The 25,358-nt window shown below is 41.8% G+C and carries 28 protein-coding genes and 1 tRNA gene; 5 read left to right on the top strand and 24 right to left on the bottom strand.

From position 1 onward, the window contains the following. Window positions 1-75: 75 nt before the first annotated feature. Genes O3640_RS02095 through rsgA form a run of 5 tightly spaced genes read right to left on the bottom strand, consistent with a single transcriptional unit; the run spans window position 76 to window position 4,445 of the window. A complete protein-coding gene (locus O3640_RS02095) occupies window positions 76-1,017 on the bottom strand; it encodes a 3'-5' exoribonuclease YhaM family protein (protein WP_195321530.1) in 942 nt (313 codons plus the stop codon). Next, window positions 1,007-2,263 carry a DNA recombination protein RmuC gene (locus O3640_RS02100; protein WP_268723064.1) on the bottom strand — a complete coding sequence of 419 codons (1,257 nt, stop codon included), beginning with the start codon at window positions 2,261-2,263 and terminating at the stop codon, window positions 1,007-1,009. Before O3640_RS02100 ends, O3640_RS02095 begins: the two co-directional genes overlap by 11 nt. Window position 2,264: 1 nt before the next feature. After that, window positions 2,265-2,897: a thiamine diphosphokinase gene (locus tag O3640_RS02105; protein WP_227955209.1), complete on the bottom strand. Its 633-nt coding sequence runs from the start codon at window positions 2,895-2,897 to the stop codon at window positions 2,265-2,267. Further along, a complete protein-coding gene (gene rpe / locus O3640_RS02110; RefSeq protein ID WP_227955206.1) occupies window positions 2,890-3,549 on the bottom strand; it encodes a ribulose-phosphate 3-epimerase in 660 nt (219 codons plus the stop codon). Before rpe ends, O3640_RS02105 begins: the two co-directional genes overlap by 8 nt. A gap of 17 nt (window positions 3,550-3,566) precedes the next feature. Next, the gene (rsgA, locus tag O3640_RS02115; protein ID WP_227955204.1) at window positions 3,567-4,445 is read right to left on the bottom strand and encodes a ribosome small subunit-dependent GTPase A; all 879 of its coding nucleotides are present in this window, start codon (window positions 4,443-4,445) and stop codon (window positions 3,567-3,569) included. Window positions 4,446-4,790: 345 nt separating this feature from the next. Here rsgA and O3640_RS02120 point away from each other — a divergent pair, with 345 nt between their 5' ends. Both O3640_RS02120 and O3640_RS02125 read left to right on the top strand, forming a co-directional pair. After that, on the top strand, window positions 4,791-5,708 hold the full coding sequence (locus O3640_RS02120; RefSeq protein ID WP_045772702.1) for a CPBP family intramembrane glutamic endopeptidase: 918 nt from the start codon (window positions 4,791-4,793) through the stop codon (window positions 5,706-5,708). A 176-nt stretch (window positions 5,709-5,884) separates the two neighbouring features. Continuing rightward, window positions 5,885-5,967, top strand: a tRNA-Leu gene (locus O3640_RS02125). Window positions 5,968-5,982: 15 nt separating this feature from the next. Here O3640_RS02125 and O3640_RS02130 read toward each other — a convergent pair. Genes O3640_RS02130 through O3640_RS02160 form a run of 7 tightly spaced genes read right to left on the bottom strand, consistent with a single transcriptional unit; the run spans window position 5,983 to window position 11,312 of the window. After that, window positions 5,983-6,390 (bottom strand): hypothetical protein, encoded by a 408-nt coding sequence (locus O3640_RS02130; protein ID WP_371586560.1) that lies wholly within the window; start codon window positions 6,388-6,390, stop codon window positions 5,983-5,985. A 55-nt stretch (window positions 6,391-6,445) separates the two neighbouring features. Beyond that, window positions 6,446-7,318 carry a 16S rRNA (adenine(1518)-N(6)/adenine(1519)-N(6))-dimethyltransferase RsmA gene (gene rsmA, locus O3640_RS02135; protein ID WP_371586561.1) on the bottom strand — a complete coding sequence of 291 codons (873 nt, stop codon included), beginning with the start codon at window positions 7,316-7,318 and terminating at the stop codon, window positions 6,446-6,448. Next, window positions 7,315-7,650, bottom strand: coding sequence for a hypothetical protein (locus O3640_RS02140; protein ID WP_371586563.1), 336 nt, complete (start codon window positions 7,648-7,650; stop codon window positions 7,315-7,317). Before O3640_RS02140 ends, rsmA begins: the two co-directional genes overlap by 4 nt. Window positions 7,651-7,661: 11 nt before the next feature. Next, entirely contained in the window at window positions 7,662-9,077 is a 1,416-nt protein-coding gene (locus O3640_RS02145) for an SseB family protein (RefSeq protein WP_371586564.1), read from the bottom strand. Window positions 9,078-9,113: 36 nt separating this feature from the next. After that, window positions 9,114-9,968, bottom strand: coding sequence for an SDR family NAD(P)-dependent oxidoreductase (locus O3640_RS02150; RefSeq protein WP_061599816.1), 855 nt, complete (start codon window positions 9,966-9,968; stop codon window positions 9,114-9,116). 11 nt (window positions 9,969-9,979) lie between these two features. After that, entirely contained in the window at window positions 9,980-10,549 is a 570-nt protein-coding gene (rnmV, locus tag O3640_RS02155; RefSeq protein ID WP_368736223.1) for a ribonuclease M5, read from the bottom strand. Continuing rightward, window positions 10,542-11,312 (bottom strand): TatD family hydrolase, encoded by a 771-nt coding sequence (locus tag O3640_RS02160; protein ID WP_096754857.1) that lies wholly within the window; start codon window positions 11,310-11,312, stop codon window positions 10,542-10,544. Before O3640_RS02160 ends, rnmV begins: the two co-directional genes overlap by 8 nt. A 250-nt stretch (window positions 11,313-11,562) precedes the next feature. On the opposite strand from O3640_RS02160, the gene O3640_RS02165 reads away from it, so the two are divergent. Genes O3640_RS02165 through O3640_RS02175 form a run of 3 tightly spaced genes read left to right on the top strand, consistent with a single transcriptional unit; the run spans window position 11,563 to window position 13,686 of the window. Continuing rightward, window positions 11,563-12,039 carry a DUF2975 domain-containing protein gene (locus tag O3640_RS02165; RefSeq protein WP_008808209.1) on the top strand — a complete coding sequence of 159 codons (477 nt, stop codon included), beginning with the start codon at window positions 11,563-11,565 and terminating at the stop codon, window positions 12,037-12,039. Window positions 12,040-12,047: 8 nt separating this feature from the next. Continuing rightward, on the top strand, window positions 12,048-12,266 hold the full coding sequence (locus O3640_RS02170; RefSeq protein WP_045634443.1) for a helix-turn-helix transcriptional regulator: 219 nt from the start codon (window positions 12,048-12,050) through the stop codon (window positions 12,264-12,266). Between the two features lies 1 nt (window position 12,267). Beyond that, window positions 12,268-13,686 carry a DUF4153 domain-containing protein gene (locus tag O3640_RS02175; protein ID WP_045772694.1) on the top strand — a complete coding sequence of 473 codons (1,419 nt, stop codon included), beginning with the start codon at window positions 12,268-12,270 and terminating at the stop codon, window positions 13,684-13,686. Window positions 13,687-13,826: 140 nt separating this feature from the next. Here O3640_RS02175 and rpmH read toward each other — a convergent pair whose 3' ends face one another. The 12 genes from rpmH to radA all read right to left on the bottom strand — a co-directional run bounded on the left by rpmH (window position 13,827) and on the right by radA (window position 25,353). Beyond that, entirely contained in the window at window positions 13,827-13,961 is a 135-nt protein-coding gene (gene rpmH / locus O3640_RS02180; protein WP_000831902.1) for a 50S ribosomal protein L34, read from the bottom strand. 139 nt (window positions 13,962-14,100) lie between these two features. Continuing rightward, the gene (locus O3640_RS02185) at window positions 14,101-14,733 is read right to left on the bottom strand and encodes a hypothetical protein (RefSeq protein ID WP_045772693.1); all 633 of its coding nucleotides are present in this window, start codon (window positions 14,731-14,733) and stop codon (window positions 14,101-14,103) included. A gap of 14 nt (window positions 14,734-14,747) precedes the next feature. Further along, window positions 14,748-15,746 carry a DUF6287 domain-containing protein gene (locus O3640_RS02190; RefSeq protein WP_045772692.1) on the bottom strand — a complete coding sequence of 333 codons (999 nt, stop codon included), beginning with the start codon at window positions 15,744-15,746 and terminating at the stop codon, window positions 14,748-14,750. 125 nt (window positions 15,747-15,871) lie between these two features. Then, complete coding sequence (gene jag / locus O3640_RS02195) at window positions 15,872-16,834, bottom strand: RNA-binding cell elongation regulator Jag/EloR (protein ID WP_045772691.1); 963 nt, start codon at window positions 16,832-16,834, stop codon at window positions 15,872-15,874. Window positions 16,835-16,849: 15 nt separating this feature from the next. After that, window positions 16,850-17,665, bottom strand: coding sequence for a YidC/Oxa1 family membrane protein insertase (locus O3640_RS02200; RefSeq protein ID WP_008808203.1), 816 nt, complete (start codon window positions 17,663-17,665; stop codon window positions 16,850-16,852). Next, entirely contained in the window at window positions 17,649-18,008 is a 360-nt protein-coding gene (rnpA, locus tag O3640_RS02205; protein WP_008808202.1) for a ribonuclease P protein component, read from the bottom strand. The genes O3640_RS02200 and rnpA overlap by 17 nt, the downstream gene beginning before the upstream one ends. Window positions 18,009-18,155: 147 nt before the next feature. Continuing rightward, complete coding sequence (gene argH / locus O3640_RS02210; protein WP_045772690.1) at window positions 18,156-19,541, bottom strand: argininosuccinate lyase; 1,386 nt, start codon at window positions 19,539-19,541, stop codon at window positions 18,156-18,158. 14 nt (window positions 19,542-19,555) lie between these two features. Beyond that, window positions 19,556-20,755: an argininosuccinate synthase gene (locus O3640_RS02215; protein WP_008808200.1), complete on the bottom strand. Its 1,200-nt coding sequence runs from the start codon at window positions 20,753-20,755 to the stop codon at window positions 19,556-19,558. A 175-nt stretch (window positions 20,756-20,930) separates the two neighbouring features. Beyond that, window positions 20,931-22,388, bottom strand: coding sequence for a glutamate--tRNA ligase (gene gltX / locus O3640_RS02220; protein ID WP_008808199.1), 1,458 nt, complete (start codon window positions 22,386-22,388; stop codon window positions 20,931-20,933). Window positions 22,389-22,537: 149 nt separating this feature from the next. Further along, window positions 22,538-23,032 carry a carbonic anhydrase gene (locus O3640_RS02225; RefSeq protein ID WP_008808198.1) on the bottom strand — a complete coding sequence of 165 codons (495 nt, stop codon included), beginning with the start codon at window positions 23,030-23,032 and terminating at the stop codon, window positions 22,538-22,540. A 136-nt stretch (window positions 23,033-23,168) separates the two neighbouring features. Then, the gene (locus O3640_RS02230) at window positions 23,169-23,879 is read right to left on the bottom strand and encodes a TIGR00266 family protein (RefSeq protein ID WP_008808197.1); all 711 of its coding nucleotides are present in this window, start codon (window positions 23,877-23,879) and stop codon (window positions 23,169-23,171) included. 112 nt (window positions 23,880-23,991) lie between these two features. Continuing rightward, a complete protein-coding gene (gene radA, locus O3640_RS02235) occupies window positions 23,992-25,353 on the bottom strand; it encodes a DNA repair protein RadA (RefSeq protein WP_371586656.1) in 1,362 nt (453 codons plus the stop codon). Window positions 25,354-25,358 lie beyond the last annotated feature (5 nt).

Below are 25,358 nucleotides of genomic sequence, written 5' to 3' on the forward strand. Positions count from 1 at the left end.
TTTTCTTCATTATAACATACTCTATCAAAAAAACGAACATTATTTCAAATATAATGCTCATTTTTCGTTTTTTCTTTAGTCTAAATTGGGTTTATAGAAGGAACGATTGTCCATAGCAAAAATGCGACTGGTCATTTCTCCTTCTCCTACCTTAGCTAAGGCACCTGTCATCATCATCATTTCCGCATCCAAGTTATCAATCATATGAATGATCTCGGCCTCCATAATCCTTGGACGAACTGGACTTCCATATTCAAGCAAGCCATGGTGACTCAATATGACATGACGCAAGACAATCACATCTTCCTTACTGTCGTCGATTTTCAACTCTAGAAGAACTTTTGTGATTTCTTCGTCAATTAAAGCAATGTGGCCAATTAAGTTCCCACGAACTGTGTACTCGGTGTCATCAGGACCACTTAGTTCGATTACTTTTGCTAAATCGTGCAACATAATTCCAGCAAAGAGCAGACTCTTGTTGAGCTGAGGGTAGATATCTCCAATCGCATCAGCCAAGCGAACCATAGTCGCCGTGTGAAAGGCTAAGCCTGATTCAAAAGCGTGATGATTGGTCTTGGCCGCTGGATAGGAATAAAATTTCTTGTCATACTTACCGTATAGAGCTCGGACAACACGTTGCCAAACCGGATTTTCAATCTTGAAAATCATCTGAGCTAAATAATCTCGTAAATCCTTCGGATCCACTGGAGGTTTTTCTTTAAAATCAGCTGGATCGTTAGGCTCACCTGCTCTAGGAAGACGTAGAACTAACTGATTAACCTGAGGAGTATTGTTGTAGACTTCTCGGCGTCCTTGCATATGGACAACTTTTCCAGCTGTATATTCGGCTACGTTATGGGGCTGGGCATCCCAGAGTTTCCCTTCGATCTCTCCGCTATCATCTTGAAAAGTAAAGGCGATATAATCCTTTCCTGCCCTCGTCTGTCGAACTTCGGCTGATTTAATCAAGTAAAACCCTTCAAAAAATTCATCTTTTTTCATTTGGTTAATTTTCATGATTTTCCCTTTCTTCTGGCACATCAAGCAGGTCTATATGCAAATCCTCATCTGACAATTCAATCTGGCGTAAGGTTCGCTCAATGGCATTTGTTCTGCGCGTCAGCAAATCATCAATATTTCCTGAAGCGTGTTGCAAGTGCTTCTGAGCCTTGACTAGGATACCAGCAAATTTATTAAACTCCAGCTTGACACTGCCCAGAACTTTGCTGATATCATCCGCACTCTTTTGAATATTTAGAGTTTTGAAGCCAACAGATAATGAGTTGAGCAGGGCTGATAGGGTTGATGGGCCAGCCACCACAATCTGCTCTTCTCTGCGAAGACTATCAAAGAATTCTGGATTGCGGACAACTTCTGAATAGAGACCCTCTGTCGGTAAAAACATAATCCCAAAGTTGGTTGTAGCAGGCGGTGCTAAATATTTGCTACGAATGTCTTTTGCAAAGCGTTTAACACTATTTAGCAGGGCCTTGCGATAGAGTTCAATTTCTTCTTTATTACCAGATTCATAAGCATCTTCCAAGCGATAGTAATCAGCCAAAGGAAATTTCGAATCAATTGGCAAATAAACATAGTCTTGATCGGTTTGGCCTGGCAACTTGACTGCATACTCAACTCTTTCGCTAGAGCCTGAAACAGTAGCGAACTCTCGCTCGTACTGACTTGGAGTCAAGATATCTTCGATAATCTGACCCAACTGTAACTCGCCCATAATACCGCGGGTTTTAGTATTTGAGAGGACCTTGTTAAGAGTTCCTACATCACGCGCAATATGCCGCATTTCTCCTAAGCCACGATTGACCGATTCCAATTGCTTAGAAACAGACTCGAAAGAGGTTTGAAGGCGAGTCTGAAGAGTTTTTTCCAATTTTTCTTCGACTGTCTGCCTCATTTGCTCTAGACGTAATTCATTAGACTCTTGAATCTGTTTCATGCGTTCATCTGTCTTATCGCGATTCTTTGTCAAATTATCACTGATTTCTGCCCGTAAATCTGTCAAATCCCGATGCAAACTTGTGTGTAGAGAACTAAAACGATCTCCCAAGCCTATCTCTAGATTTTTTTGTTGAAGCAAGGAATTTTGTCTTTCCTGCTCCAAGCGATAATCAAGCTGATCTGATAAATGGTCAGCCTGCGCTTCCAAAATTTCTTGAACATCCTTCTTTTGCTGTGTTTGGCTCTGCCAAAGCAAGAAAGTCAAAAGAAGATTGGCTACCAGCAAAATGATGATAAGTATCTCCATCTTATTTCCTATCTTTACTATACATAATCACCACATACCCAGAATCAAAAACTAGGGAAATGGGCCTACCTATAAATTCGTTAGAAGCATAGACTTTTTTAAAGAAAAAGTTTTTTTCATTTAAAGGATACTTGGCCCCTTCAATGGTCAAGGCAATATCCTGTGTTGGCATAAAGGCAACATAGGTCATTCCTTCTACAGGCTCAATTAAATGTTTTCCTGCTGGTCGATAGGTAAGCAGATTTTGTTCATCTTGCAAAGCAAGTCGTTCCATATAAGGAGCAATCTTTGGGTTGCTAGGAAGAAAAACATTGGCTAGAGTATGATCCATACGGCCTCCAAAAGCAGCAAAAATAGTAACATTTGCGTCTGGATAGCGCTCAAAAGTAGCAGTGACAGCCAACTCAAGATCTGTATCATCTTTTTCTGGCTGGGCACATAGGACCTCTTTAGCTTGCTTTTGAATGAGCTCAAATTCCTGCAGAGATACAGAGTCGAAATCTCCCACCGCCAAATCTGGGGCAATCCCTTGCTCTATCAAATAGAGACTGCCTCGATCCACACCGACCCAGACATCAACATCTGAGGGTAATTCTTCTAATTGACCTCCAGCAACTAGAACAACCTTAATCATGTAATGCTTCCCGCAAGGTTTGGACTTGATGGTCGACATCGCCTTTAAATACATAGCTACCTGCTACAAAGACGTTAGCGCCAGCTACTTTTGCTTGCTTGATGGTTTGATTGTCAATACCACCATCAACCTCGATATCAAATTGTAATTGTTCTTGCTCCCGAAGGCTAGCTAACTCACTAACTTTAACCAAGGTCTCAGGTAGAAAGGCTTGTCCGCCAAAACCAGGGTTCACAGTCATCACTAAGACCTGGTCTACCAAACCTAAGACATGCTTAACCGCTTGAACCGGAGTACCTGGATTGATTACAACACCTGCTTTTACTCCTGCTGAGCGAATTTGTTGGAGAGCACCATGGATATGAGGAGTTGCTTCGACATGGATTGTGATAATATCTGCTCCAGCACGAACGAAATCCTCGATATGCTTTTCAGGATTTGTAACCATCAGATGGCAGTCAAACACCAATTTGCTATGTGGACGCATGCTAGCTACAACACCCGCTCCAAAGGTGATATTAGGAACAAAGTGGCCGTCCATTACGTCAATATGAGCATAGTCAGCTCCAGCCGCTTCTAGTCTTTTCAATTCACTTTCAAAATTAGCATAATCAGCACTCAAGATAGATGGTGAAATTTTAAATTGTGTCATAGTTTTTCTCCTGTTTTCTATTTAGGTATTTTCTTAGCTGTTTTTTTATAGGTTTCTCTTCGATTTTCAATCTCACTGAGAAATTGCAGATAGTTATCAAAGCGAAAAGCTGCTATCTGACCACTTTCAACCGCTGGCTTGACTGCACAATTTGGCTCATGGGTATGGGTACAAGTACGAAACTTACAGGACTTGCTAAATTCAGCAATCTCAGGAAAAGCTTGATTGAGATCTTCAGCCGTACTCACCTCGTAATCCAATGACGAAAATCCTGGCGTATCGGCAATCTTCCCTCCGTTTAGATTGTAAAAGCTGACAGCCCGTGTCGTATGACGGCCTCGGCCTAGACTTTCAGAAATCTCTCCTGTTTCGAGCTGCAGATCTGGGGCAATCTTATTGAGAAGAGTTGATTTCCCAACTCCTGTTTGTCCCATAAAAACAGTTATTTTATCCGCTAGAAGAGGCAACAATTCCTCAACGCTTTGGACCGCATCGTAGCCAATTGTTCGATAGACTTGTAAGAACTCATCTAGCTCATCTTCACAATCCAGTAAATCCAGTTTACTGATATAGAGAATCGGATGAATCTCCTTATGTTCCAAGAGAACCAAGAAACGATCCAAGAGATTTGGATTGAAATCTGGTTCCTTGGCACTCATGATAACAACCGCCTGGTCAATATTCACAATCGGAGGGCGTACAAGACTGTTTTTACGCTCTGCTATTTTTAAAATATAACCTTCTGAGTCCTTTTCTGCTGAAAATTCAACCTCATCACCAACATAAGGTGTCTGTCCTTTTTTTCGAAAATTTCCTCTAGCTCTGGTTTGATAAATTTGCCCAGCCGACTCTACATAATAGAAACCAGCCAAGGCTTTAATGATTTTACCTTGCAAGATTACTCCTTAAAAGTTAGTACACCCATTATAACAAAAAATGTTTGATTTAGCTTACAAGTTTACTAAGAAAGCCACAAATTATTTAGTTGTAAGATTTTCTATATAAACAAGGACAGAATGTTGTAAACGTTTTCTGAAAGTTTTATAATAAAGAGGTAAATAACAAACATCTATATGCCTCGTGTGAGGAATGGGACAAGTACAATTAGAAGGGAAGGTGACAATCACAAGGCACTTGTCCATCTGGTTACTACTGGAATTCCAGTGAAGCAGAAGCTTCTTCATCAAGAAGCAAGTCTCTGACTTCTTTAATGGTTCATGCTAGCTATAAGGAGGTTATTTATGAGCCTTTCATTTCTCTCAAAGAGCAACCCGCTCATTTCCAATGTCAAAAAAGGGAAGTTTTTGACTCCTTGGTTTTTAGCTCCATTCATCCTTTACTATATTACCCAATATATGTCTCCGATCAGTAGGGCTTCAACTAACTTTTTCTTAGACAAGCAAAGTTGGATTCCTGACTGGTGGAATATTTTGGACCTTTGGTCCTTCCTCTACACCATTATCGCCTTCTTCCTTTGGGTCAAATTCATTGAAAAACGACCAATACGAACCATGGGATTCTCTAGAGGAAATGGCCTTCCCGAATTCGCTAAAGGTGTGTTGGTGGGTGCCATCATGATTACGACCGTCTTAATCGTCTTCTTCATTACAGGAGATGCTAAGTTTGACCGGATCCAATTTAGTCTGCCTTTTCTCGTTTCTTGGATTTTAGTTCTCATCGGCTATATATTCCAAACAGCTGCAGAAGAGATTTACATTCGCGGATGGTTGATTCCCATTATTTCCTATCATAAAAACACCTACTTAGCCATTTTGATTGCTTCTACCATGTTCTCTTATTTCCATTTGGATAACAATGGTGCTTCTTGGCTCTCAACTGTCCACCTATTCGTTTTTGGCCTTTTCACAGCCGTTTACGCTCTGAAGCGCGGAAATATCTGGGGACCTTGTGGCTTCCACTTCGCTTGGAACTTCATCATGGGTAACGTTTATGGTTTCCATGTCAGTGGATTTGACAGCGAGTCTTCCTTGATGTACTTTACAACTTCCAATCGTACACTTATCACAGGTGGACAATTCGGACCTGAGGGAGGAGTTCCTGGCTTGGTTGTCTTCATTTTAGCTCTCTTATGGGCTATCTTCATCTTGAAAGATACATCCAAAGAACAAGAAACCCTCTATCCGCAAATTGTAGAATAAATAATAAAAAAATAGCAAGCGAGGGTAGAGAAAGATTCTTCAACTTTTATTTGTGACTCATCATACCTAGAGGCTGGAATAAGAATTTCCAGCCTCATTTGCTTCTATGGATGGCACTGTCTAATCTGGCCATTTTTTCTTGGATTTTTAAAAAAATATGTTATAATAGAGAACAAGCGGAGGTGGTGGAACGGCAGACACGCATGCTTCAGGCGCATGTGCCCGTACGGGTGTGAGGGTTCAAATCCCTTCCTCCGCATCAAAAGCAATCCTATCAATCATGATAGGATTTTTTCTTATTATGGAGAAGAAGGCTACTGCATAGAAAAGCTAGAAAGGTCAGGCCTCCAGTTAAATATTTCTCTAATGGACTCGCACTGATAAAGAAATTGAAAACCGTAGCCAAAAATAGAAAAATAGTTCCAACTAAAATGACTTTCCTAAAAAATGAAGACCTCAAGCCACTTTTCAACCAGCCACCAAAAGCTAGATAACTAAAACTAAAGAAAGCCCACAATGAGAACAGCAGGAAGTTAACCGGCCGCAACCATAAAGGAAACACTACAAAAGCACCACCAAAGACCAAACGTCCCAGAGGCAGGCCTAGCATCAGCAAAAAATGGAGCAAAGACTGCGACATCCAGAGTAGTCCAGAAAACAAAGATAGATATTTCACTTTCATGTATACCTCATTAATAAAATAGAAGACCAGCTACCAGAGAGCAAGTCTTCTTTTTTTATAGTCCCTCAGACTTTAAAGCGTCACTCAAGCGGGCAAAAGCTGCCAAGTCTAGCGCTTCTCCTCGAACATTGGCCGCAAGATCGGCTTTTTCTAAAGCTCTTTCAAGCTTGGTCTTGACTTCTTCAAACTTACCGAAATAACTGGTCAGATTATTCCAGAGAGTTTTCCTGCGATGAACAAAGCTAGCCTTGGTGACCTTGAAAAAGAATTTCTCGTCCTGAACCTCAACTGCCGGTTGCTCTCTGCGCACCATCTTGAGAATTGCCGAATCCACATTTGGAGCAGGCACAAAGACTGTCCGTGGCACAATAAAGGCTACCTTGGCCGTCATGTAATACTGGACCGCAATCGACAAACTACCGTAGGCCTTGGTATTCGGCTGAGCCGAAATCCGATCTGCTACTTCTTTTTGCATCATAACAACAAACTCACTAAAAGGAATTCCGCTCTCAATCAAGTGCATAAGAATCGGCGTCGTGATGTAGTAGGGAAGATTCGCCACCACCTTGATGGGTAGGTCTGGATTCTTAAACTCAGCTATGTACTGGGCCAAATCAACCTTAAGAATATCCTGATTGACCACTGTCACATTGTCAAAATCGCGCAAAGTATCCGCTAAAATGGGCACTAGACGATCATCAATCTCAAAGGCCATGACTTCCGCAGCATTTTCTGCCAAAAACTCCGTCAAAGCCCCAATACCAGGACCAATTTCAATGACATTGACCTTTTTGTCAATCTCAGCCGTATCCACAATCTTCTGGAGGATGTTGGTGTCAGTCAGGAAATTCTGACCGAAGGATTTTTTAAAGGTGAAACCGTGACGCTCCAGAATGGCACGGGTAACACTATAATCTGCAATTCTCATCTATTCTCTTTTCTTTTTAAATAATTTTCAGGTGTAGAATGGTAAATTAGCTCAAATCGGCTATCACCATTTGCCTCTTCAATCATTGTTTTTAACAAGGCATCTGCTTGAAGCGTCTCTTTTGTTTTTGTAAAGTAGGCTCCCTGCTCCCCATTGATATTGCGAAGTTCCCATGCAACATCATTTCCTTGAACAAGAGGGAGATATCTATCTTCTTCAAGAAAAGCAAAGAAAGCTCCTACCGTCATTTCTTCAGGAACTTCATATTCTGTCTTATGCGGAACAGTATCATCTCCTGCACTAACCGAGACTCTATCAACTATAATCTTCATATTTACCTCTTCTACTGCTTTGGAGCATCATTTAACTCAGCACTTATTTTTTCCATCTCTTTGAAAGAATCTTGACTGATGTAACAGCCTGCTTTGAGATACTCTGTTCCATTGACAATATAGTCAAACATAGCAATCATATTTCCTGCCGGCTCAATCATACCATTCCATTCTTCATCAAAAACCATCCTCAGACGTTTCCAGTCTGTAAAGAGAGAGATAGCTTGTCGGCCGTCTTTTCCTTCTCGAACTGGTAAGTCTAGACTAGCCCCTCTTTCTAACATTACTTCCTTTGCTTCATCGCTCGCTTCAGGGAAATTCTCACCTCTTCGCACCGGAATGAGGAATTTAGCCTTAGGCACTGCCTTTGATAGGAAGCCATAATAAAGCCTGTCTACCAGCTGTTTGTCTTCAGTGTCAGGCTTGCCTAGCTGTCCAAGTAAAAGTAACCATCTCACTACATCAGGATTCATGACAGGCACCTGGATCTCAGGTAGATTTGAAAAATCAGGTTTTTCTACCAAGTTTTGAGCCTTGATGCACACATCATCTGAATTCATGATAATTCCTAGCGCACCATTAAGGTAAAAAGCGGAACCCAAGAAGTTTTTAATAGCTTCCTTGTCCTCTGTATTTTCAATCCGTCTCACTTGGGTATTTGGCTGACTGTCAAATGTTTCTTTGTAATGATGGTACCAACGAGAAGTTGAGAGGTGAATCAAAGGATCTGTACACAGGTAGCCATCATCCCCTCTGTCATATGTCTTTGAAAACATATAGGGCTCTCCTGTTAATTGCGAATAAATCACATAGACCTCATCTGCTTCAAGCAACTTATCTCTGACAACTTCCTCAAGATGGGCAATTTTAGCCAGATTTTTTTGATATTCTTCTTCACTCCCATTTTGTCGATTTTCTCTACAATCCCATAAGAACAAACGCAAAATTTCAACACTATCTTCCAAACTAGCTCGCAGATAGTCTTCATTGCTCATATCTCCATTCTGCATTTCCACAAAAGATGTATAAAGGGCATCTGTATAACTAGATAAAAGCTGGCGCTCATCTATATTGGACGTGTAGAGAACACTCCCCTTTTTAAGTCGACCTGCGACCTCAGATGCAGCTACAACAATATGGGCAAGGGGCTCGTCTGTCAAGAAGTTAGAATCTTCTTTTCCAGTGCTTAATTTTTCAACCGTCAGCTCGCCAAAAGACTCAAAGCTTTCGCCAGGATTGCATACTTGCAGACGGTCGCCTAACTTTAAGTTTCCTTTCAATCGGCCCAAGATCAGTACCTGATCAGATTTCCCAAGCGTAAAGAAGTCAAACACTCCCAAGCAAGCACTTGTCTCAATTTTCTCTTTTACAACTTCTGTTGCAGATTCTATTTTTTCTTTTTTCTTCCCAAAATTAAACCAAGCCAATGCTATTTCTCCTTATGGACTTTATTTTTTAATTCTTTATACGTTATCCTTTACGCAGGTCATTTGCTCAAGCAAAGTGCAAAATTTTTTCTGCTCTTCTTCCTTGTAAGCAAATGCGTTAGCCTTTACTTCTCTGCATTTCTCGTCATACAAAAAGCCCTCATAACCATCTTCTGTAGATAAGGCTGTATAGACTTTCGCCATTTCTTCAGGACTAATCGAAAATTTTGACTTAATTTTATACAGATTTTTCATAAAAGCGCTGAGGTGATCATAGCGGTTCATATCTACTTTGACATTGGTCACACGGATTGCCTGCACCTTGATGTCTTTCCAATGTTTCCGCATATAAAGCGACAGCATCAACAAGGCCAGTTTATTTTGATAATAAGTCTTAGCAGGGCTGTAATGTTTTTGACCAGATAAATTTTCAAAATCAAGCTTCATGAAAGGATAAAGCATCAGCCCTTGGGAAGAAATATTAATAATCCGACCACTCTCAGACTTTTCTAACAAGCCTCTCAACAAGACAGAAAGTAAAAAGGGAGCAACCACATTGGTCGCAAATTGCTTTTCCAATCCCTCCCTAGTCAGGATTGGCTTTTTGACTGACAAATCAAAGTCAGCTGCATTGTTAATCAGGACGTCTAGAGCGTCTTCCTTTTGGATATACTGTTCTACTGCTTTCCTGATACTCTCCAAATCAGATAAATCAGCCAAGATATAATCTACATGCGGATTTCCTGTTTGTTGGCGGATTTTTTCACAGGCTTGCTCAGCCGCTTCTTTTCGCCGGCAAAATAGAGTCACTGACCAGCCCTTTTCAGCCAACTGTTTAGCAGCCTGATAGCCAATACCACTATTGCCACCTGTAATAATTACTTTTTTCATTTCTGACTCCGTTAGTTTGAATACTTACGCATGGTTTCTTCCACTTCCGCCAAGGTCACCCCAAACAACTCCAAGCGTTTAAGCAGTTGCTTACCATTAGAGTAGCCGATACGGAGTCGCTCACCCAGATACTCTCGACGCTGACGGCTGTCACTTCCCATAAGCAGCCCTAGTCGTACGAGGTCACTTTTGGTGATGTCAAAACTATCCTCATCATCGAAATATCCGACTAGACCAGCCAATGCCTGTTGTAAGTCCTCAAATGAAGCGTGCTCGACTCCGAGCGACCGACCTTTGTTCTTAGACTTAGGAGTCGCCTCATCTCGACGGAGAAAGGCATGCTGAGCAGTTGGCACAGCCTCCATAATTATTCGACGAATGCGCTCACCATTGTAGTCTGGATCGGTAAAGACAATCACACCTCGCAGCTGGTGCAGTTTCTCAATCCGTTCCAGGTCTTCTTCATTGATAGCGGAACCTCTCGTCTCGTAAGTGTCAACTTGGTAAAATCGTTGCAGATTGGCTGTGTCATCCTTGCCCTCAACGACAATCACCTGAGGGATTTTTATCTTCTCAGTCAAGCCCAAACACCTTCTTTGCATTATCATAGGTCGCCTGCGCTACTTCTTCGACAGTCAGCCCACGAAGTTCAGCAATTTTCTCTACCACATAGCGGGTATAGGCTGTTTTGTTTTCTCGACCACGTTTGGGAACCGGCGCCAGATAAGGTGCATCCGTCTCAACGAGGATTTTGTCCAAAGGCAGGTGCTGAGCAGCCTCCTGAATATCTGTCGCTTTTTTAAAGGTGACGACTCCAGAAAAGGAAATCATCATTCCTAGCTCGATAAAGCGCTCTGCCATTTCCAAAGAACCTGAATAAGAGTGCATGATACCACCTCTAGGTCCGACACCTTCACTCTTGATAATCTCATAGGTGTCATCCAATGCGTCACGTGTGTGAACGACAAAGGGCAGGTTCAGCTCTTGGGAGAGCTGGATTTGGCGTCGAAAAACCCGCTCCTGAACATCCTTAGGCGCAGTCATCCAGTGATAGTCCAGACCAATCTCGCCCAGAGCTACAACCTTGGGGTGACGAAGCTTATCCAGCAGATAGGCTTCTACCGCCTCATCATAAGTCCCCGCCTCAGTCGGATGCCAGCCAATCGTAGCATAAAGCTGATCATAGCTGTCCGCCAACTCCAAAGCGCGCTCAATGGTCGGTCGGTCAAAACCGACAATATTGTGTGCAACAACACTCATTTCTTTGGCTAATTGAAGCTCCTCTGCCTCTCGACCAGCAAATTCTTCCACATTTAAATGCGTGTGTGTGTCAAAAATCTTCATGGTTTACTTCCTTGTATTTCCTGTCCTTTATTATACCAAAAATGACCTAAAAAATCAGAAGTCTCTTCAAAGCAGAAAAATAAGATAGCTGCCATTCAACAGCCATCCGAATCTGTCTTTAAAACTTTTAAACTTGCAGTTTCTGATCTTTAATCGATAACTTTTTGTTATTTTTCGATAGAATCTTATTGATTATCGATAATTTTTGTGTTATAGTTACTAAGAACTAAAATATTTGTCGGAGGATATTATGACTACCAAAACAAAAAAGACTGCTGAAGATTGGAGCATCAATCTCACAAAAATCAGTATTAGCCTTTTATTTATTGCTTCTACTATCTTAATCTTCCTAGGTCCTTGGATTGTAAATCTTATTATCGTATTTCCTTCCCCTCTCGTTCAAGGCGAGGCCCGATTCTGGATTTTGCTCTTGCTAGGTTATGCCTTAGGAGGACTGGCTTTGACCTGTATTGTTCATCTTTATCGACTCCTTCATTATATCGGACAGGACCAAGTTTTTATTCAACAAAATGTTCAATATCTCCGATATTTGGGCTGGGAGGTTGGAATTGTTGCTCTTATTTCACTGTTCATGGGACTGACAGTCTATCTACCTATGCTCTTAGTGACCGTTTCTTGCAGTATTTTAACTTTAATTATCCGTGTCATTCGCAATGCTTTTGGCAAAGCTATTGAACTGCAAGATCAAGTAGACTACACAATTTAGGAGGGCATATGATTCAGATAAATTTAGACCTTGTCATGGCACAAAAACGTATCAGTGCCGGTCGCTTGGCTGAGCTGATTGATTTAACACCAGCCAATCTATCCATTTTGAAAAATAATCGAGCCAAAGCAGTTCGCTTTTCAACTCTCAATGCACTTTGCCGAGAATTGGAATGCCAACCCGGCGATATATTAGAATATATTCCAGATGAAAAAGAGGAGGCATAAAATGGAAAGAATTTTACAAGAACAGATAGAAGAGCAAGACTATCAGCTAGACGATCTAGATGATCTAGAAGATCTAGAAGAACAGACGATCTTCAGCCCTTTAGATGACGCTCAAATAAAAATCTTTAAAATTGGGACTATTGTTTTCTACCTGGTAGCTTATTTTTACACTGCTATCCTGGTACAGCTTAAAACAATTTACTCTCTCCCAGTCACAATCGGTCTTTTACTTTCGACTGAGTTTTTAATCAAGAAATTACATACAACGTCTATCCCATTAAAAGAAGGCGCCAAAAAATTAGAGACGAGAGTTTTTTTCACTCTGACCATTGCTCAAGCCATGGCTTTAAGTATTTGGGGGGCACATCAGCAACTAGATTTTTTCCAATTTTTAGCTATACACCTCTCTTTTGCCTTCTACGTCCTGTCCCGTACAGGTTGGCTAAGTCAGGGGCGCTTAGGGATTATGGTTTGGTTTGATATGGTTCAAGCTTTCTACACTCTGCCCTTTAAAAATTTCATGGCTTCTTGCATCGTCTTTCTCCATGAGGAGGAAAGCTCTGAAAAGACAAATGACAGCTATCCAAAGAACTTCCAACATTTTGTCATCCTAATAGGTAGTCTTTTGGCTTCAGGAGTTCTGGTTTACTTTGTTTGGACTCAGCTAAGTCAGGTCTCAGGTAATTTTGCAAATCTCTTCATACAATTGTCCGATTTTAGTCAGGCCTTCTTTGACTCACTTTTTTCCAAAATTGATATAGCTACTATACTAGCACAGCTATTTCTTGCTATTCCAGTCAGTCTCTACTTATATGGACTCATTGTGGGTAGCTTGCTCAGCGAAAGAACGTCTACTTTTAATTACCAAGTATTCCAAGAAAAAGTTCAGCCACTAAGGGCTATTCCTAACTTTGCAGCATATATTGTCATTGGAAGCTTACTTGTAACCTATATCCTTTTTTTCACAACCGGTCTAAGCGAGCTAGGAAATCTTCTAAGCGCTGGAACTGTTACAGAAGCCATTTCTCCCCAAAGTGCGTCTTCCATTGCGGTCACTGGATTCTGGCAACTAGTTAGAGTTTCTCTTCTTAATTTTGCTGTTTTAGGAGCTTTTTATCTCATCTCTAAAAAACCGCTCTGGGATCAGATAGGTACACGGTTAGCAACCACTCTGCTCTTTATATTTGCCACCTTGCTGACCTTACTTGCAGGATGGAAATTATTTGGTGTCTATATTTACCTTTATGGACCAACCCCTCTACGATTGCTTTCTGGCTGGTTTGTCCTTGTCTTATTGGTGTGGTGCTTGCTCATCTTGATTCGACTGTATAAACCTATCCAAGCCATTCGCATCGGTATCCTTTATGCTATGATTAGTTTCACCATACTTTGCTATCTATATCCTTTTTTACTGAAGTGATAAGCTAGTTTATATATCAAAGACCAGAACGATTTCATCTTCGATCTGGTCTTATTTTATTTATAAACTCTTTATCAGCACAATAGAAAAAACCAGTGGTCTCGAGTTTCCACTGATTTTTCTTGTTATAATCGTTTTGATTAAGCAGCCAAAACTTTGCGTCCTTTACGACGACGAGCTGCCAGTACGCGACGACCGTTTTTAGTAGACATACGATTACGGAAACCGTGTTTACGCGCGCGACGGATTTTACTTGGTTGATAAGTACGTTTCACGATGAATACCTCCTCTTAGATTCTTGTATTCGTTTAGCCGGCTAGTTGTGATCAGTTACTAAACATACTTTACTATTCTATATGATTCTAAGCCTTTTGTCAATAGTTCCAGAAAATAAGTTTCCTTTTGAGAACGTAATCATAGAGGCCTTGTTGCTTCATAAAATGGAATCAGGGCAGTCATTGCTTCTTGTAAATTAGACAAGACTTCTTCTCTAGAATTAGCCCCAGATAGATTAACATCGTATTTGACTAAAACCTTACGAACCTGACCTTCTTGGACCTGTTTCATAAGTAACCTGCGATTATCTTCTGTGCCTTCAAAGCGCTGACTCACACCATCTATCTGAGCAAAATAATAAACGGGGTTATCAATAGGAACTTGCAAGATTCGATTTTGCTTTGAGAGACTATCTTCGTCTTTCTTTCGCTCCATAAAGCTAACTTCGAGCGATACCCCAAAATCATCTGCATTTCCATACAAACGCAGGGCGAACATAGGTTCTGTGATTTCCCCATAGCCTTTAAGATAATTCCAAAAATGGGGTCGCAGGATTTGGGCTTGGTTCATCCACTGGCTGGCTCGCTTCAAGCTTAAATTCGGATAAAGAGGCTGAAAATCTTTGACTAGATCTATGAATTCTTTACGAGCCGCTTGGCCCTTAGCTCTCAGATCCAACATGACCTCACAAAGGTCTCCTGCTTTTTCTGGAGCAATATACTTGGTACCTTGATAAGGAAGGTAAGCTTTTATAGCTGGGAAAAGTGACATAAAATTTCCTTTCTTTACTCTCTATAATAGAAAACCTCAGGGTTATTAACAACAACACTCTGAGTTATAAGAATTCGATCTTGTTTTTTATCAGAAGCATCTGCTATCGTTTGATCGTCCGCAGTCACAGACATATCAACACCTGCTGGAATGAACAAGATGGCTGCACCCGGACCTCCAGAGGATACTCCACCTTGTAAATAAGAATCAATCATTCTAAAATTATTTCCCAATTTTAGGTCGTTATTAACCAAGCCATTTTTATCAAATACTAATTCACTCCCCTTCCCATTTCTCCATCTGCCTTCAATACTAGAATAATCTCCTTTTTGGATGGCTTCCAAATCCAATTGAGACGAACCACTTTGTTTTTTCTGATTTCCAACACTTGTCGTTGCTTGATAGTTTTCTATGTCTTTCCACTTTAACGAAGATAGATCAAGTTCTTTTTTAGATCCTGTCCCAAATACTGTATGTTGCCCGCTTTCAGAATTTGGATCCACACCTGCTATTTGAAAATCTGCTTCTTTTAGCACATCTACACCACTATTATCAGATCTCAGTTGATAAAGATAACCCTTAGCATCAGGGCTTAGAGAATGCCATTGAGCATAAAAGACTGTTCCATCAGTATAAATAGTTGTGGCCTCTCTGCTTCCGCCTGCCGAAGCAACTCTAGATTGTGATAAATAAGTAGAAACACCCTGCTTCAAGTAATAGATTGCAGCCAAATAATATTGACCTTTGAAATTGTGCCCAGTTAGCAATTCTTTAGTGCCGTTTCCATCAATATCATAAAATGCGTATAAATTTGCTCGCCCCTCTGATGTATCTTTTTTTAGACTATCCAAAGTACTTGCATAAGCTTTTTCATCTTGCTCAATAGAATCCGAAGAAGCTTGCGATTGCTTTGATGGCTTTGGAGTACTTGAAGGAGATGAATGATCTCCCTTCGGACTACATGCACATAAAAAAATTGCGCCTGAAAGTAATAAAACAAGTATTTTTTTCATATTCTTTCCCTCTTTGATTTTCTACATTCAAACTATTATCTATAAAAGAAAGGAGACGGAGACAATGGCGTCTCAGTCTCACTTTGTTGTATAAAAAATTCTGATATGGTCAATAATTGAAGCTTTTACTCACTATCAATATCAACTACGACGTAACGGTTTGGCTCGTCGCCTTCTGAATAGCTAGTAACGCCATCCATTTTAGAAATGATTCGGTGGATAATTTTGCGTTCGTTATTAGACATTGGATCTGTCGGCTGGCTACGACGCTCTTCCAAGGCTTTGTTAGCCAATTTTTGAGCGTAGCTTTGCAAGACTTCAGCCCGATGTTCCACATAGTCATTGACATTGATAGAGATATAAAAGCTCTTTTCATAACGAATGTAGAGATAGTTCTGAGCCAATAGTTGCAGAGCTTTGAGAACCTTTCCGTGGTATCCAATCACACGGCCAGGTTCATTGGTGTCAATCTGCATATTGACCGTACGACGGTTGTAACTAGATGATAAACTTGCTTCAACGTCCATTTCATTGATGATTTCTTGGACATAGGCTGTCACATCTGAGACAACTTCTTCAATGTCGTAGTTTTCTTCAACTTCGATACCTAAATCTGAAAACTCTTGATTAGCTGGTTGGCTCTTTTCTTCTGATTCACCTTGTCTTACTTGGTTTTTAATAAGGTCAATTGTTCCAGTTTCCTCTAAAATAGTATTGGCTTGTTTGTCATGCTTGAGGATTTCCGCCTTAACTTCGTCTGAAACCTTTTCGCCTTCGCCTTCAACCTTCTTGATGGCAGCGACAACTCGACCCAAGTCAACCGTTTCTTCACTAACACTTTTGACCGGTTCATTTTTAGCATTGATTTCTTCTGGCACACCTTTTACTGCTTTTTGGTTGGCCTTGACCATTGTTGTTTCGCTGATTGGCTCCACATCAACTTGGGCAGGCTTTTTACCAAATAAACCTAGAAAACCTTTTTTCTCACGTGAAATAACAGTAATATGTGCTTTCATACGAGGAATATCTAACTCACGCAATCCTTCTTGAATTGCTTCTTCTACACTTGCTCCTGTAAATACAACCATTTGCAAGAGACCTCCTTATTTTTTCTTTTTCTGTGCTTTTCGGAAGGCACGTTTTTTCTTTTCTTCTTGTTCACGCGCAGCATTAAGCTTAGCTTCGCGCTCCGCGATCATTTTGAACGGATTGCTCAAAACTAAAGTTTGTCCCACTTGGTAGGCATTTGACACTGTCCAGTAGAGGGCTACCCCACTGGAAAAACTCAGGGCAAACCAGAAAATCAAGAGTGGCATGAGATAGGTCATAACTGTCATCGCTCCATTTTTCTCTGCCAAGCCCTTGTTATTGAGCCAACTACTCAAGAAAGTAAAGAGAGCTGCAAGTACTGGGAGAATAAAGTAGGGATCTTTCTCTGCCAAATTAAGCCAGAGGAAATGACCTGTTTTCATAAATTCAACTCGGGTAAGAGCTTGGAAAAGGGCCAAAAGTACAGGCATTTGAATAAAGAGCGGTATGAAAGATGCAAGCGGATTGACACCTAATTCCTTGTAGAGTTTCTGTGTCTCTGTCGCTAATAAATTTCTGCTCTCCATATCTTTGCCTGGATATTTTGCCTGCAAGGCTTTGATATGTGGCTGAGCTTCCTGCATCTTGCGCGATGAATTCATCTGGATTTGGAAGACTGGCAAAAGAACTGTTCGAATAACAATGGTAAAGAGGATTATTCCAATTCCCAAACTACTATTAAAGGATAAGAAACGAATCGTTTCCGCAAAGAAAAAAACAAATTTCTCCCATAAATCAGTTGATTGTGATGTTACTTCGCTCGTTCCGCAAGCGGTCAATACAAGCGAGGACAAAAGCAGGAGACCTGCTAACTTACTCTTCTTTTTCACTGAGAATCCCTTCCTGATAGATTTTAGCTAGTTTCAGCACATGTAGCAAATTCCGCTCAATTTCTTTGTAATTCAACTCTTCCACTCCCTTACGAGCAATGATGACAAAGTCAACCGGTTGCAGCTCTTGTCTATGCTCTATCAAGACATGGCGAATCTTCCTCTTAATCCCATTTCTGACAACTGCATTCCCAAGTTTTTTACTGACAGAAAGCCCCACTCGAAAGTGTTTTTGATCTTTATCCAATTTATAGATGACAAATCGTTTATTAGCCACACTTTGTTTATCATTAAAAATCGCATTGAAATCTTTTTCACTCTTGACGCGATAGCTTTTTTTCAAAATTTAACTCCATCTACCAAAATTATATCTATTATACCATATTTTTCCAAAAAGCCAATGCCAGCAACCTTTAGCGCTATTTCTACCTTCATTTATAGCTTTTTATAAAGCAAAAACATCGCTCTTTTTCACGATGTTTTCTAAATGTTATTTGTTGTTCAAATCTTTTTTAGCTCTTTCCAACTCCTGACGGATCTGTTCGAATCCAGTTCCGCCGAGTGAATTTCGCTTTTGCACAGCCGTCTGCGACTCAAGCGCTTGATAAATGTCTTCTTCAATCAGTGACGACACTTCCTGATAGCGACTCAGCGGAATATCCTGTAGATAATAGCCTGCCTTGCTGCATTCCAGCACCAACTTCCCGACAATCTCATGGGCTTCTCGGAAAGGCAATCCTTTTTTAGCCAGATAGTCAGCCAATTCTGTCGCATTGGAGAAATCCCGCTGAGTTGAAACCAGCATTTTTTCTTTGTTTACTGTCATACTAGACAGCATACCCGCCATAATATCCAGCGATTTTTGGATGGTATCCACTGTATCGAACATGCCTTCCTTGTCTTCCTGCAGGTCCTTATTATAGGCCAAGGGCAGGGATTTCATAACCGTCAGAAGGCTGAAGAGATGACCATAAACCCGTCCGCTCTTGCCTCGAATCAGCTCCGCCATGTCCGGATTTTTCTTTTGCGGCATAATGGAAGATCCCGTACTAAAGGTGTCTGATAGACTGACAAAGCCGTATTCATAGCTACACCAGTTAATCAGCTCCTCGCAGAGACGAGACAGATGCATAATGAGAATGCTGCTGTTAGATAAAAATTCCAAGATAAAGTCTCGATCACTGACCGCATCCAAGGAATTGTGGTAAATGCCTTTGAAGCCCAACAATTCAGCTGTCAACTCCCGGTCAATCGGAAACGTTGTCCCCGCCAGAGCCGCTGCTCCTAAAGGAGACAAATCCGTATGCTCCAGATTAAAGGCAAAGCGCTGACTATCCCGGCTGAACATCTGATAATAGGCCAGCAGATGATGAGCAAAGCTAATCGGCTGAGCATGCTGCAGATGGGTATAGCCTGGCATGATGGTCTCTACATGCTCCTCAGCCAAGTCCAATAGAACCTGACGCAGATTTAAGAGTTTATCCGCAATCTGACCGAGCTGATCCTTGAGATAAAGGTGCATATCTGTCGCCACCTGATCATTACGAGAGCGAGCCGTATGAAGCTTACCAGCTACTGGCCCAATCTCCTCGGTCAGAAGAGCCTCCATATTCATATGAATATCTTCATTACGCACATCAAACTCAAGCTCTCCAGCCTCATAACGTGCCAACAGCTTTTCTAGGCCTGCCTGAATAGCAGCTGCTTCCTCTGAAGCAACGATTCCTGTCTGCCCCAGCATTTTGACATGGGCTAGGCTGCCCTCTAGATCATAAGGAGCCAGACGATAGTCAAATCCAATGCTGGCACCAAATTCTTCTACCCAGCCTTCCAGAGAGGCTTCAAAACGTCCGCCCCACAGTTTATGATTCGCCATAGGAAAGCCCCTTTCTATTTATCTTTGTGAGCCTGAACCTCTGCGTGAACCTTAGACGGAAGACCCCATAGCTTGATAAAGCCAATCGCGGCATCCTGGTCAAAGGTATCTGCACTGGTATAGGTAGCCAGATTTTCGTCGTAGAGAGAATTGTCAGACTTACGAGCTACAACTGTCACAGATCCCTTATAAAGCTTCACTTTAGCTGTTCCATTGACCACTTGCTGAGTGGACTTAAGGTAGGCAATCAAAGCTTCTGTCGCCGGATTAAACCAGAGACCATTGTAGATGAGATTGGACAGCTCATTTTCGATAATCGGTTTGAAATGCGCCAGTTCTCTAACTAGAGTCAGATCCTCGATTTCCTTGTGAGCAGCCAAGAGAGTCACTGCACCAGGGCATTCATAGATTTCCCGAGACTTAATCCCCACCAGACGATTTTCCACATGGTCAATCCGTCCGACACCGTGTTGTCCTGCCAAGTCATTCAGCTCAAGGATCAAATCCGCAAGCTTTATCTTTTTGCCATCTAATGCAACCGGCACACCCGCTTCAAAGTCAATATTTACATAGGCTGGGCTGTCTGGCGCTGCCTCTGGCGCAACCGTCAAATCATAGGCGTCTTCCGGTGCTTCATTCCATGGGTTTTCCAAGACACCACACTCATTGGCCCGTCCCCAAAGGTTTTGGTCGACTGAGTAAGGACTGTCCAAATCTGCAGGAATTGGCACACCATTAGCTTTAGCATAATTGATTTCTTCTTCCCGAGACCATTTCCACTCACGAACCGGAGCAATCACCTTGAGCTTGGGATCCAAGGAGGCGATGGACACTTCAAAACGGACCTGATCATTTCCTTTTCCAGTACAGCCATGGGCAATAGTCGTCGCCCCTGTCTTGTGGGCAATTTCAACTAATTTCTTGGAAATCAGAGGTCGGCTCAGAGCGGACACCAGAGGATATTTTTGTTCATAGAAGGTGTGTCCTTGCAGAGCAACCAGGACGTAGTCTTCCGCGAACTCATCTTTAACATCAATGACGTGAGATTCAATAGCGCCAACTTTCAGCGCCTTATCATGAATGAAATCCAAATCATTTCCCTCACCCACGTCCATGCAGACTGCGATCACATCATAATCCTTGTTCAGCCAAGTAATAGCCACCGATGTGTCCAAACCTCCTGAATAGGCCAAAATAACTTTCTCTTTAACCATGCGATTACTCCTACCCTTCTATATTTTGTATTTTTAAACATTCTACGGTATGAAAATGCAAATGTCAAGAGAAAGTCGATATTTATTAAAATAAAAATGTTTTATCAATTTTTATTCAAATACAATATATTATATACTGGATTAAAATAAAAACCAGCCCGAAAGCTGGTTCATCTTATTGAATTTGATTTAGCATGTTCTCGATATGCTGGATAGATTTCTCACGACCTAATAGGTAAATCGTATCTGGAAGTTCTGGTCCATGCATTTCACCTGAAACGGCAATACGAATCGGCATGAAGAGGTTTTTCCCTTTGATACCTGTTTCTTTTTGGACTGCTTTGATTTGAGGGAAGATGTTTTCTGTCACAAATTCTTCATCTGTCATAGCTTCTAGCTTCGCTTTGAAGGCTTCTAAAACTACTGGAACTGTTTCTCCTGCCATAACTTCGCGCTCAGCCTCTGTCAACTCTGGGAAATCTGAGAAGAAAAGATCTGTCAGAGGTACAATTTCATCAACTGACTTCATCTGTGGTTTGTAAAGCTCTACTAATTTTTCAGCCTTATCTGTCAAACGCCCTGCTGCTTCCAAGTATGGTTTCGCCAGAGCAAAGATTCTTTCGAAATCTGCATTTTTGATGTATTCATTGCTCATCCAGTCTAGTTTCTTCTGGTCGAAGGCTGCTGGAGACTTGCTGAGGCGGTTCTCATCGAAGAGTTTAATGAGCTCTTCGCGAGAGAAAATCTCATCTTCACCACCAGGATTCCAACCTAGCAGTGCAATAAAGTTAAAGACTGCTTCTGGCAGATACCCCTTCTTACGATAATCCTCGATAAATTGAAGAGTGTTGGTATCACGTTTAGATAGCTTTTTACCCGTTTCGCTATTGATAATCAAGGTCATATGGCCGAACTCTGGGGCTTCCCAACCAAGCGCTTCATAAACCATGAGCTGTTTTGGAGTGTTAGCAATGTGGTCGTCTCCACGGATAACGTGAGAGATTTGCATATCGTGGTCATCAATAACAACAGCAAAGTTGTAAGTTGGGTATCCGTCTTTCTTTTGAATAACCCAGTCACCACCGATATTGCCGCCTTCGAACTCAATGTCGCCTTTGACTATGTCGTGCCATTTGTAGATACCTGACTCATTAACCGCCAGACGGACAGTTGGTACAATACCTGCTGCTTCACGTTCAGCAATATAAGCCGCTTTTTCTTCTTCACTCATACCAAGATATTCGTTGATGTAGCGAGGTGTTTCTCCTGCTGCTTCCTGTCGTTCGCGCTCGGCTGCCAATTCTTCTTCTGTGACATAAGATTTGTAGGCCTTTCCTTCAGCTAGCAATTGGTCAATGTATTTTTGGTAGAGTTCCAAACGCTCAGACTGACGGTAGTTTTCATGTGTTTCTGGGCTTTCATCCCAATCCATGCCTAGCCAACGCAAATTTTCAAGCTGTGAACGTTCCCCATCTTCTACATGGCGCTTGCGGTCAGTATCCTCGATACGGATAATGAAGGTCCCGCCATGATGACGAGCATAGAGGTAATTAAAGAGCGCAGTCCGCGCATTTCCGATGTGTAAAAGTCCAGTCGGACTTGGTGCATAACGCACCCGAATAGCTTTTGCCAAAGCAGATCTCCTTTATATCATTCTTTTTATCATCGAGGACCAAAGGGCCTCTTTTCAATCGTTTCTATTATAGCACAAGTAAGAAAAAAAGATTACCCGCAAGCAATCTTTTTTTCATTCCCAAACTAATTGGAAACTAGAACATTTATTTATAGAACTTCATGGATTCGCCCGGTATCCACATCATAGACGCCACCGGAAATTTCTACATCATCAGGAATCAAGGGAGACTTTCGAAGTAATTCCATGTCCTCCCGTACACTTTCTTCCACATCTGTGAAGGGCAGAAAATCTTGCCCCTTAACATCCACACCTAGCACATTTTCAAGGTGACAGGCAAATTCTGGATTGGTAAAGGTCTGAGCTCCACAGTCGGTATGGTGCAAAACCACTACTTCTCTGGTCCCCATCTGTTGCTGAGAAATCACTAAGGATCGAATCATATCCTCCGTTACACGCCCACCAGCGTTCCGCAAAATATGGGCATCTCCAAGGGCCAAACCTAAGGCCGGAGCCACATGAAGTCGGGAATCCATGCAGGTTACAATAGCAACCTTTGTTTTTGGTTTTATTGGTAAATGAGCTGTTCCATGCAAGTCGACATACGCTCTGTTGGCCTTCATAAAATTTTTAAAGTAAGACATATTCACCTCTGCTTCATCTCTGGAAAATTTATTTGATTGTCAAATAAATTAATCTTATCTTACCAGCTTTTTTAAGATTTGTCAGAGATAAAGCTTCTTACTCATGAAAAATTTATATGCCCAGGAATAGTCAAGCCTACTCTTTTGTAGGAATATATCCACCCAAAATTTTAGCGAAAGTTTCAACATTTAGACTTTGAACATAGATTTCTCCTGTACCTCGGAAAGTATTAACAACACCTTCTCCTGTACCGACAGATTGTAAAAAACCATTTTCCAAGTGAATGTCATAATGCAAGTCTTTGCTCCAGGCAACAACATGGGCATTATCAATCGTCATTTCTTGGTCTTTCAGTTCAATTTTCTTGATAGCTCCAAAGGCATTGACTAAGAGTGTTCCTTCTCCTTGAGTGGTCATGACAAAGAAACCTCCTTGACCGCCAAACAAGGCACGGCCAATAGACTGGCGTTCCATCGTATAAAATGCTGAACCATCCAAAGCAAGGAAAGCTCCATCGTTCAATCGATATTGATGTTCCCCTAAATACAAGGGCATTACCTGACCCGGAACATTAGGAGCTAGAGCTAAGAGGCCACCATCTGCATCAGATAAAGCTTCCGTAATAAAGGTGCTTTCACCAGACACCATCGAACGTCCAACTGCTTTAACTAATTTACCAAGACCAGATCCTTTTGCATTCAGTTTGGTTCTTAATTTAACACTAGAAGAATGATAAACCATGCTTCCGCGCTGAATATAGGCTTTTTCGCCTTTATCTAATACAATTTCTACAAAAGGAAATTGGCTATTGTTTTCAATAGTAAAATTCATGCGATTATCTGACATCAGATTTCTCCTTTTATCTTGTTTTGAGCAAAGAGAACTAATCCTTGCACCTGTTTTATTTATCTACCAAAGTCGTTACATTGACAGTTTTATTTACCTATAAAGCAAGGTTCTAAGCAAACACTTTCTTTAAGACTTCCCCAATCGTCGTCACACCGATGACTTGGATATTGTCTGGAACTTTGAGGCCGTTCAGAGAGTTTTTAGGAGCATAGACCTTGGTGAAACCCAGCTTTGCTGCTTCGTTGATACGCTGCTCGATACGGTTGACCCGTCGGATTTCGCCAGTCAGGCCAATTTCACCAATAAAGCACTCTTGAGGATTGGTAGGCAAATCCTTGTAGCTGGAAGCAATGGCTACCGCTACCGCCAAATCAATGGCTGGCTCATCTAGCTTAACTCCACCAGCTGATTTGAGATAGGCGTCTTGATTTTGCAGGAGGAGCCCCGCCCGTTTTTCTAGAACCGCCATGATAAGGCTGGCTCTGTTAAAGTCCAGACCAGTCGTGGTTCGCTTGGCATTGCCAAACATGGTCGGTGTCACCAAAGCCTGCACCTCTGCCAAAATCGGCCGCGTTCCTTCCATGGTCACGACAATAGAAGAGCCTGTCGCACCATCCAGGCGCTCTTCTAAAAAGACTTCACTGGGATTGACAACCTCAACTAGCCCGCCAGACTGCATTTCAAAAATGCCAATCTCATTGGTCGAACCAAAGCGGTTCTTGACGGCTCTCAAGATACGAAAAGTGTGCTGGCGTTCACCCTCAAAATAAAGCACAGTATCCACCATATGCTCTAGCGTCCGAGGACCAGCTAAGGTTCCTTCCTTGGTCATGTGGCCAACGATAAAGGTCGCGATATTATTGGTCTTGGCCAGCTGCATGAGCTCAGCCGTCACCTCGCGAACCTGAGAGACAGAGCCTTGAACACTGGAAATTTCCGGCGACATAACTGTCTGAATGGAGTCAATAATCAGAAAATCTGGCTTATTCTTTTCAATCTCTGTGCGGATATTTTGCATATTGGTCTCAGCGTAGAGGTAAAATTCACTGTCAATATCACCGAGGCGTTCCGCCCGCAGCTTAATCTGCTCAGCAGATTCCTCCCCGCTGACATAGAGAACGGTGCCCTGATGAGAAAGCTGAGTGGACACCTGCAAAAGCAGGGTGGATTTCCCGATACCAGGATCTCCACCAATCAGAACAAGACTGCCAGGTACTACGCCACCACCCAGCACACGGTTGAACTCGTCCATTTCTGTCTTGGTCCGATTGACATCAATCGAAGTAATCTCAGCCAGCTTCATGGGCCGAGTCTTTTCACCTGTCAAGGAAACACGAGCATGCTTGACTTCTGTAGCCTCTACTTCCTCAACAAAAGAAGACCACGCTCCACAATTAGGACAGCGGCCTAGATACTTGGGCGAATGGTATTCACAATTTTGACACACAAAGGTCGTTTTTTTCTTAGCGATGAGAT

The organism is Streptococcus sp. 27098_8_75 (genome assembly GCF_041432475.1).
GTDB classification, from domain to species: domain Bacteria; phylum Bacillota; class Bacilli; order Lactobacillales; family Streptococcaceae; genus Streptococcus; species Streptococcus gordonii.

Bases quoted from the DNA above. Each gene is read 5' to 3' on its own strand.
- O3640_RS02095 (WP_195321530.1), bottom strand. From the start codon at position 1,017: ATGAAAATTAACCAAATGAAAAAAGATGAATTTTTTGAAGGGTTTTAC.
- O3640_RS02100 (WP_268723064.1), bottom strand. From the start codon at position 2,263: ATGGAGATACTTATCATCATTTTGCTGGTAGCCAATCTTCTTTTGACT.
- O3640_RS02105 (WP_227955209.1), bottom strand. From the start codon at position 2,897: ATGATTAAGGTTGTTCTAGTTGCTGGAGGTCAATTAGAAGAATTACCC.
- rpe (WP_227955206.1), bottom strand. From the start codon at position 3,549: ATGACACAATTTAAAATTTCACCATCTATCTTGAGTGCTGATTATGCT.
- O3640_RS02120 (WP_045772702.1), top strand. From the start codon at position 4,791: ATGAGCCTTTCATTTCTCTCAAAGAGCAACCCGCTCATTTCCAATGTC.
- O3640_RS02130 (WP_371586560.1), bottom strand. From the start codon at position 6,390: ATGAAAGTGAAATATCTATCTTTGTTTTCTGGACTACTCTGGATGTCG.
- rsmA (WP_371586561.1), bottom strand. From the start codon at position 7,318: ATGAGAATTGCAGATTATAGTGTTACCCGTGCCATTCTGGAGCGTCAC.
- O3640_RS02140 (WP_371586563.1), bottom strand. From the start codon at position 7,650: ATGAAGATTATAGTTGATAGAGTCTCGGTTAGTGCAGGAGATGATACT.
- O3640_RS02150 (WP_061599816.1), bottom strand. From the start codon at position 9,968: ATGAAAAAAGTAATTATTACAGGTGGCAATAGTGGTATTGGCTATCAG.
- O3640_RS02160 (WP_096754857.1), bottom strand. From the start codon at position 11,312: ATGAAGATTTTTGACACACACACGCATTTAAATGTGGAAGAATTTGCT.
- O3640_RS02165 (WP_008808209.1), top strand. From the start codon at position 11,563: ATGACTACCAAAACAAAAAAGACTGCTGAAGATTGGAGCATCAATCTC.
- O3640_RS02170 (WP_045634443.1), top strand. From the start codon at position 12,048: ATGATTCAGATAAATTTAGACCTTGTCATGGCACAAAAACGTATCAGT.
- O3640_RS02175 (WP_045772694.1), top strand. From the start codon at position 12,268: ATGGAAAGAATTTTACAAGAACAGATAGAAGAGCAAGACTATCAGCTA.
- O3640_RS02185 (WP_045772693.1), bottom strand. From the start codon at position 14,733: ATGTCACTTTTCCCAGCTATAAAAGCTTACCTTCCTTATCAAGGTACC.
- O3640_RS02190 (WP_045772692.1), bottom strand. From the start codon at position 15,746: ATGAAAAAAATACTTGTTTTATTACTTTCAGGCGCAATTTTTTTATGT.
- jag (WP_045772691.1), bottom strand. From the start codon at position 16,834: ATGGTTGTATTTACAGGAGCAAGTGTAGAAGAAGCAATTCAAGAAGGA.
- argH (WP_045772690.1), bottom strand. From the start codon at position 19,541: ATGGCGAATCATAAACTGTGGGGCGGACGTTTTGAAGCCTCTCTGGAA.
- O3640_RS02215 (WP_008808200.1), bottom strand. From the start codon at position 20,755: ATGGTTAAAGAGAAAGTTATTTTGGCCTATTCAGGAGGTTTGGACACA.
- O3640_RS02225 (WP_008808198.1), bottom strand. From the start codon at position 23,032: ATGTCTTACTTTAAAAATTTTATGAAGGCCAACAGAGCGTATGTCGAC.
- O3640_RS02230 (WP_008808197.1), bottom strand. From the start codon at position 23,879: ATGTCAGATAATCGCATGAATTTTACTATTGAAAACAATAGCCAATTT.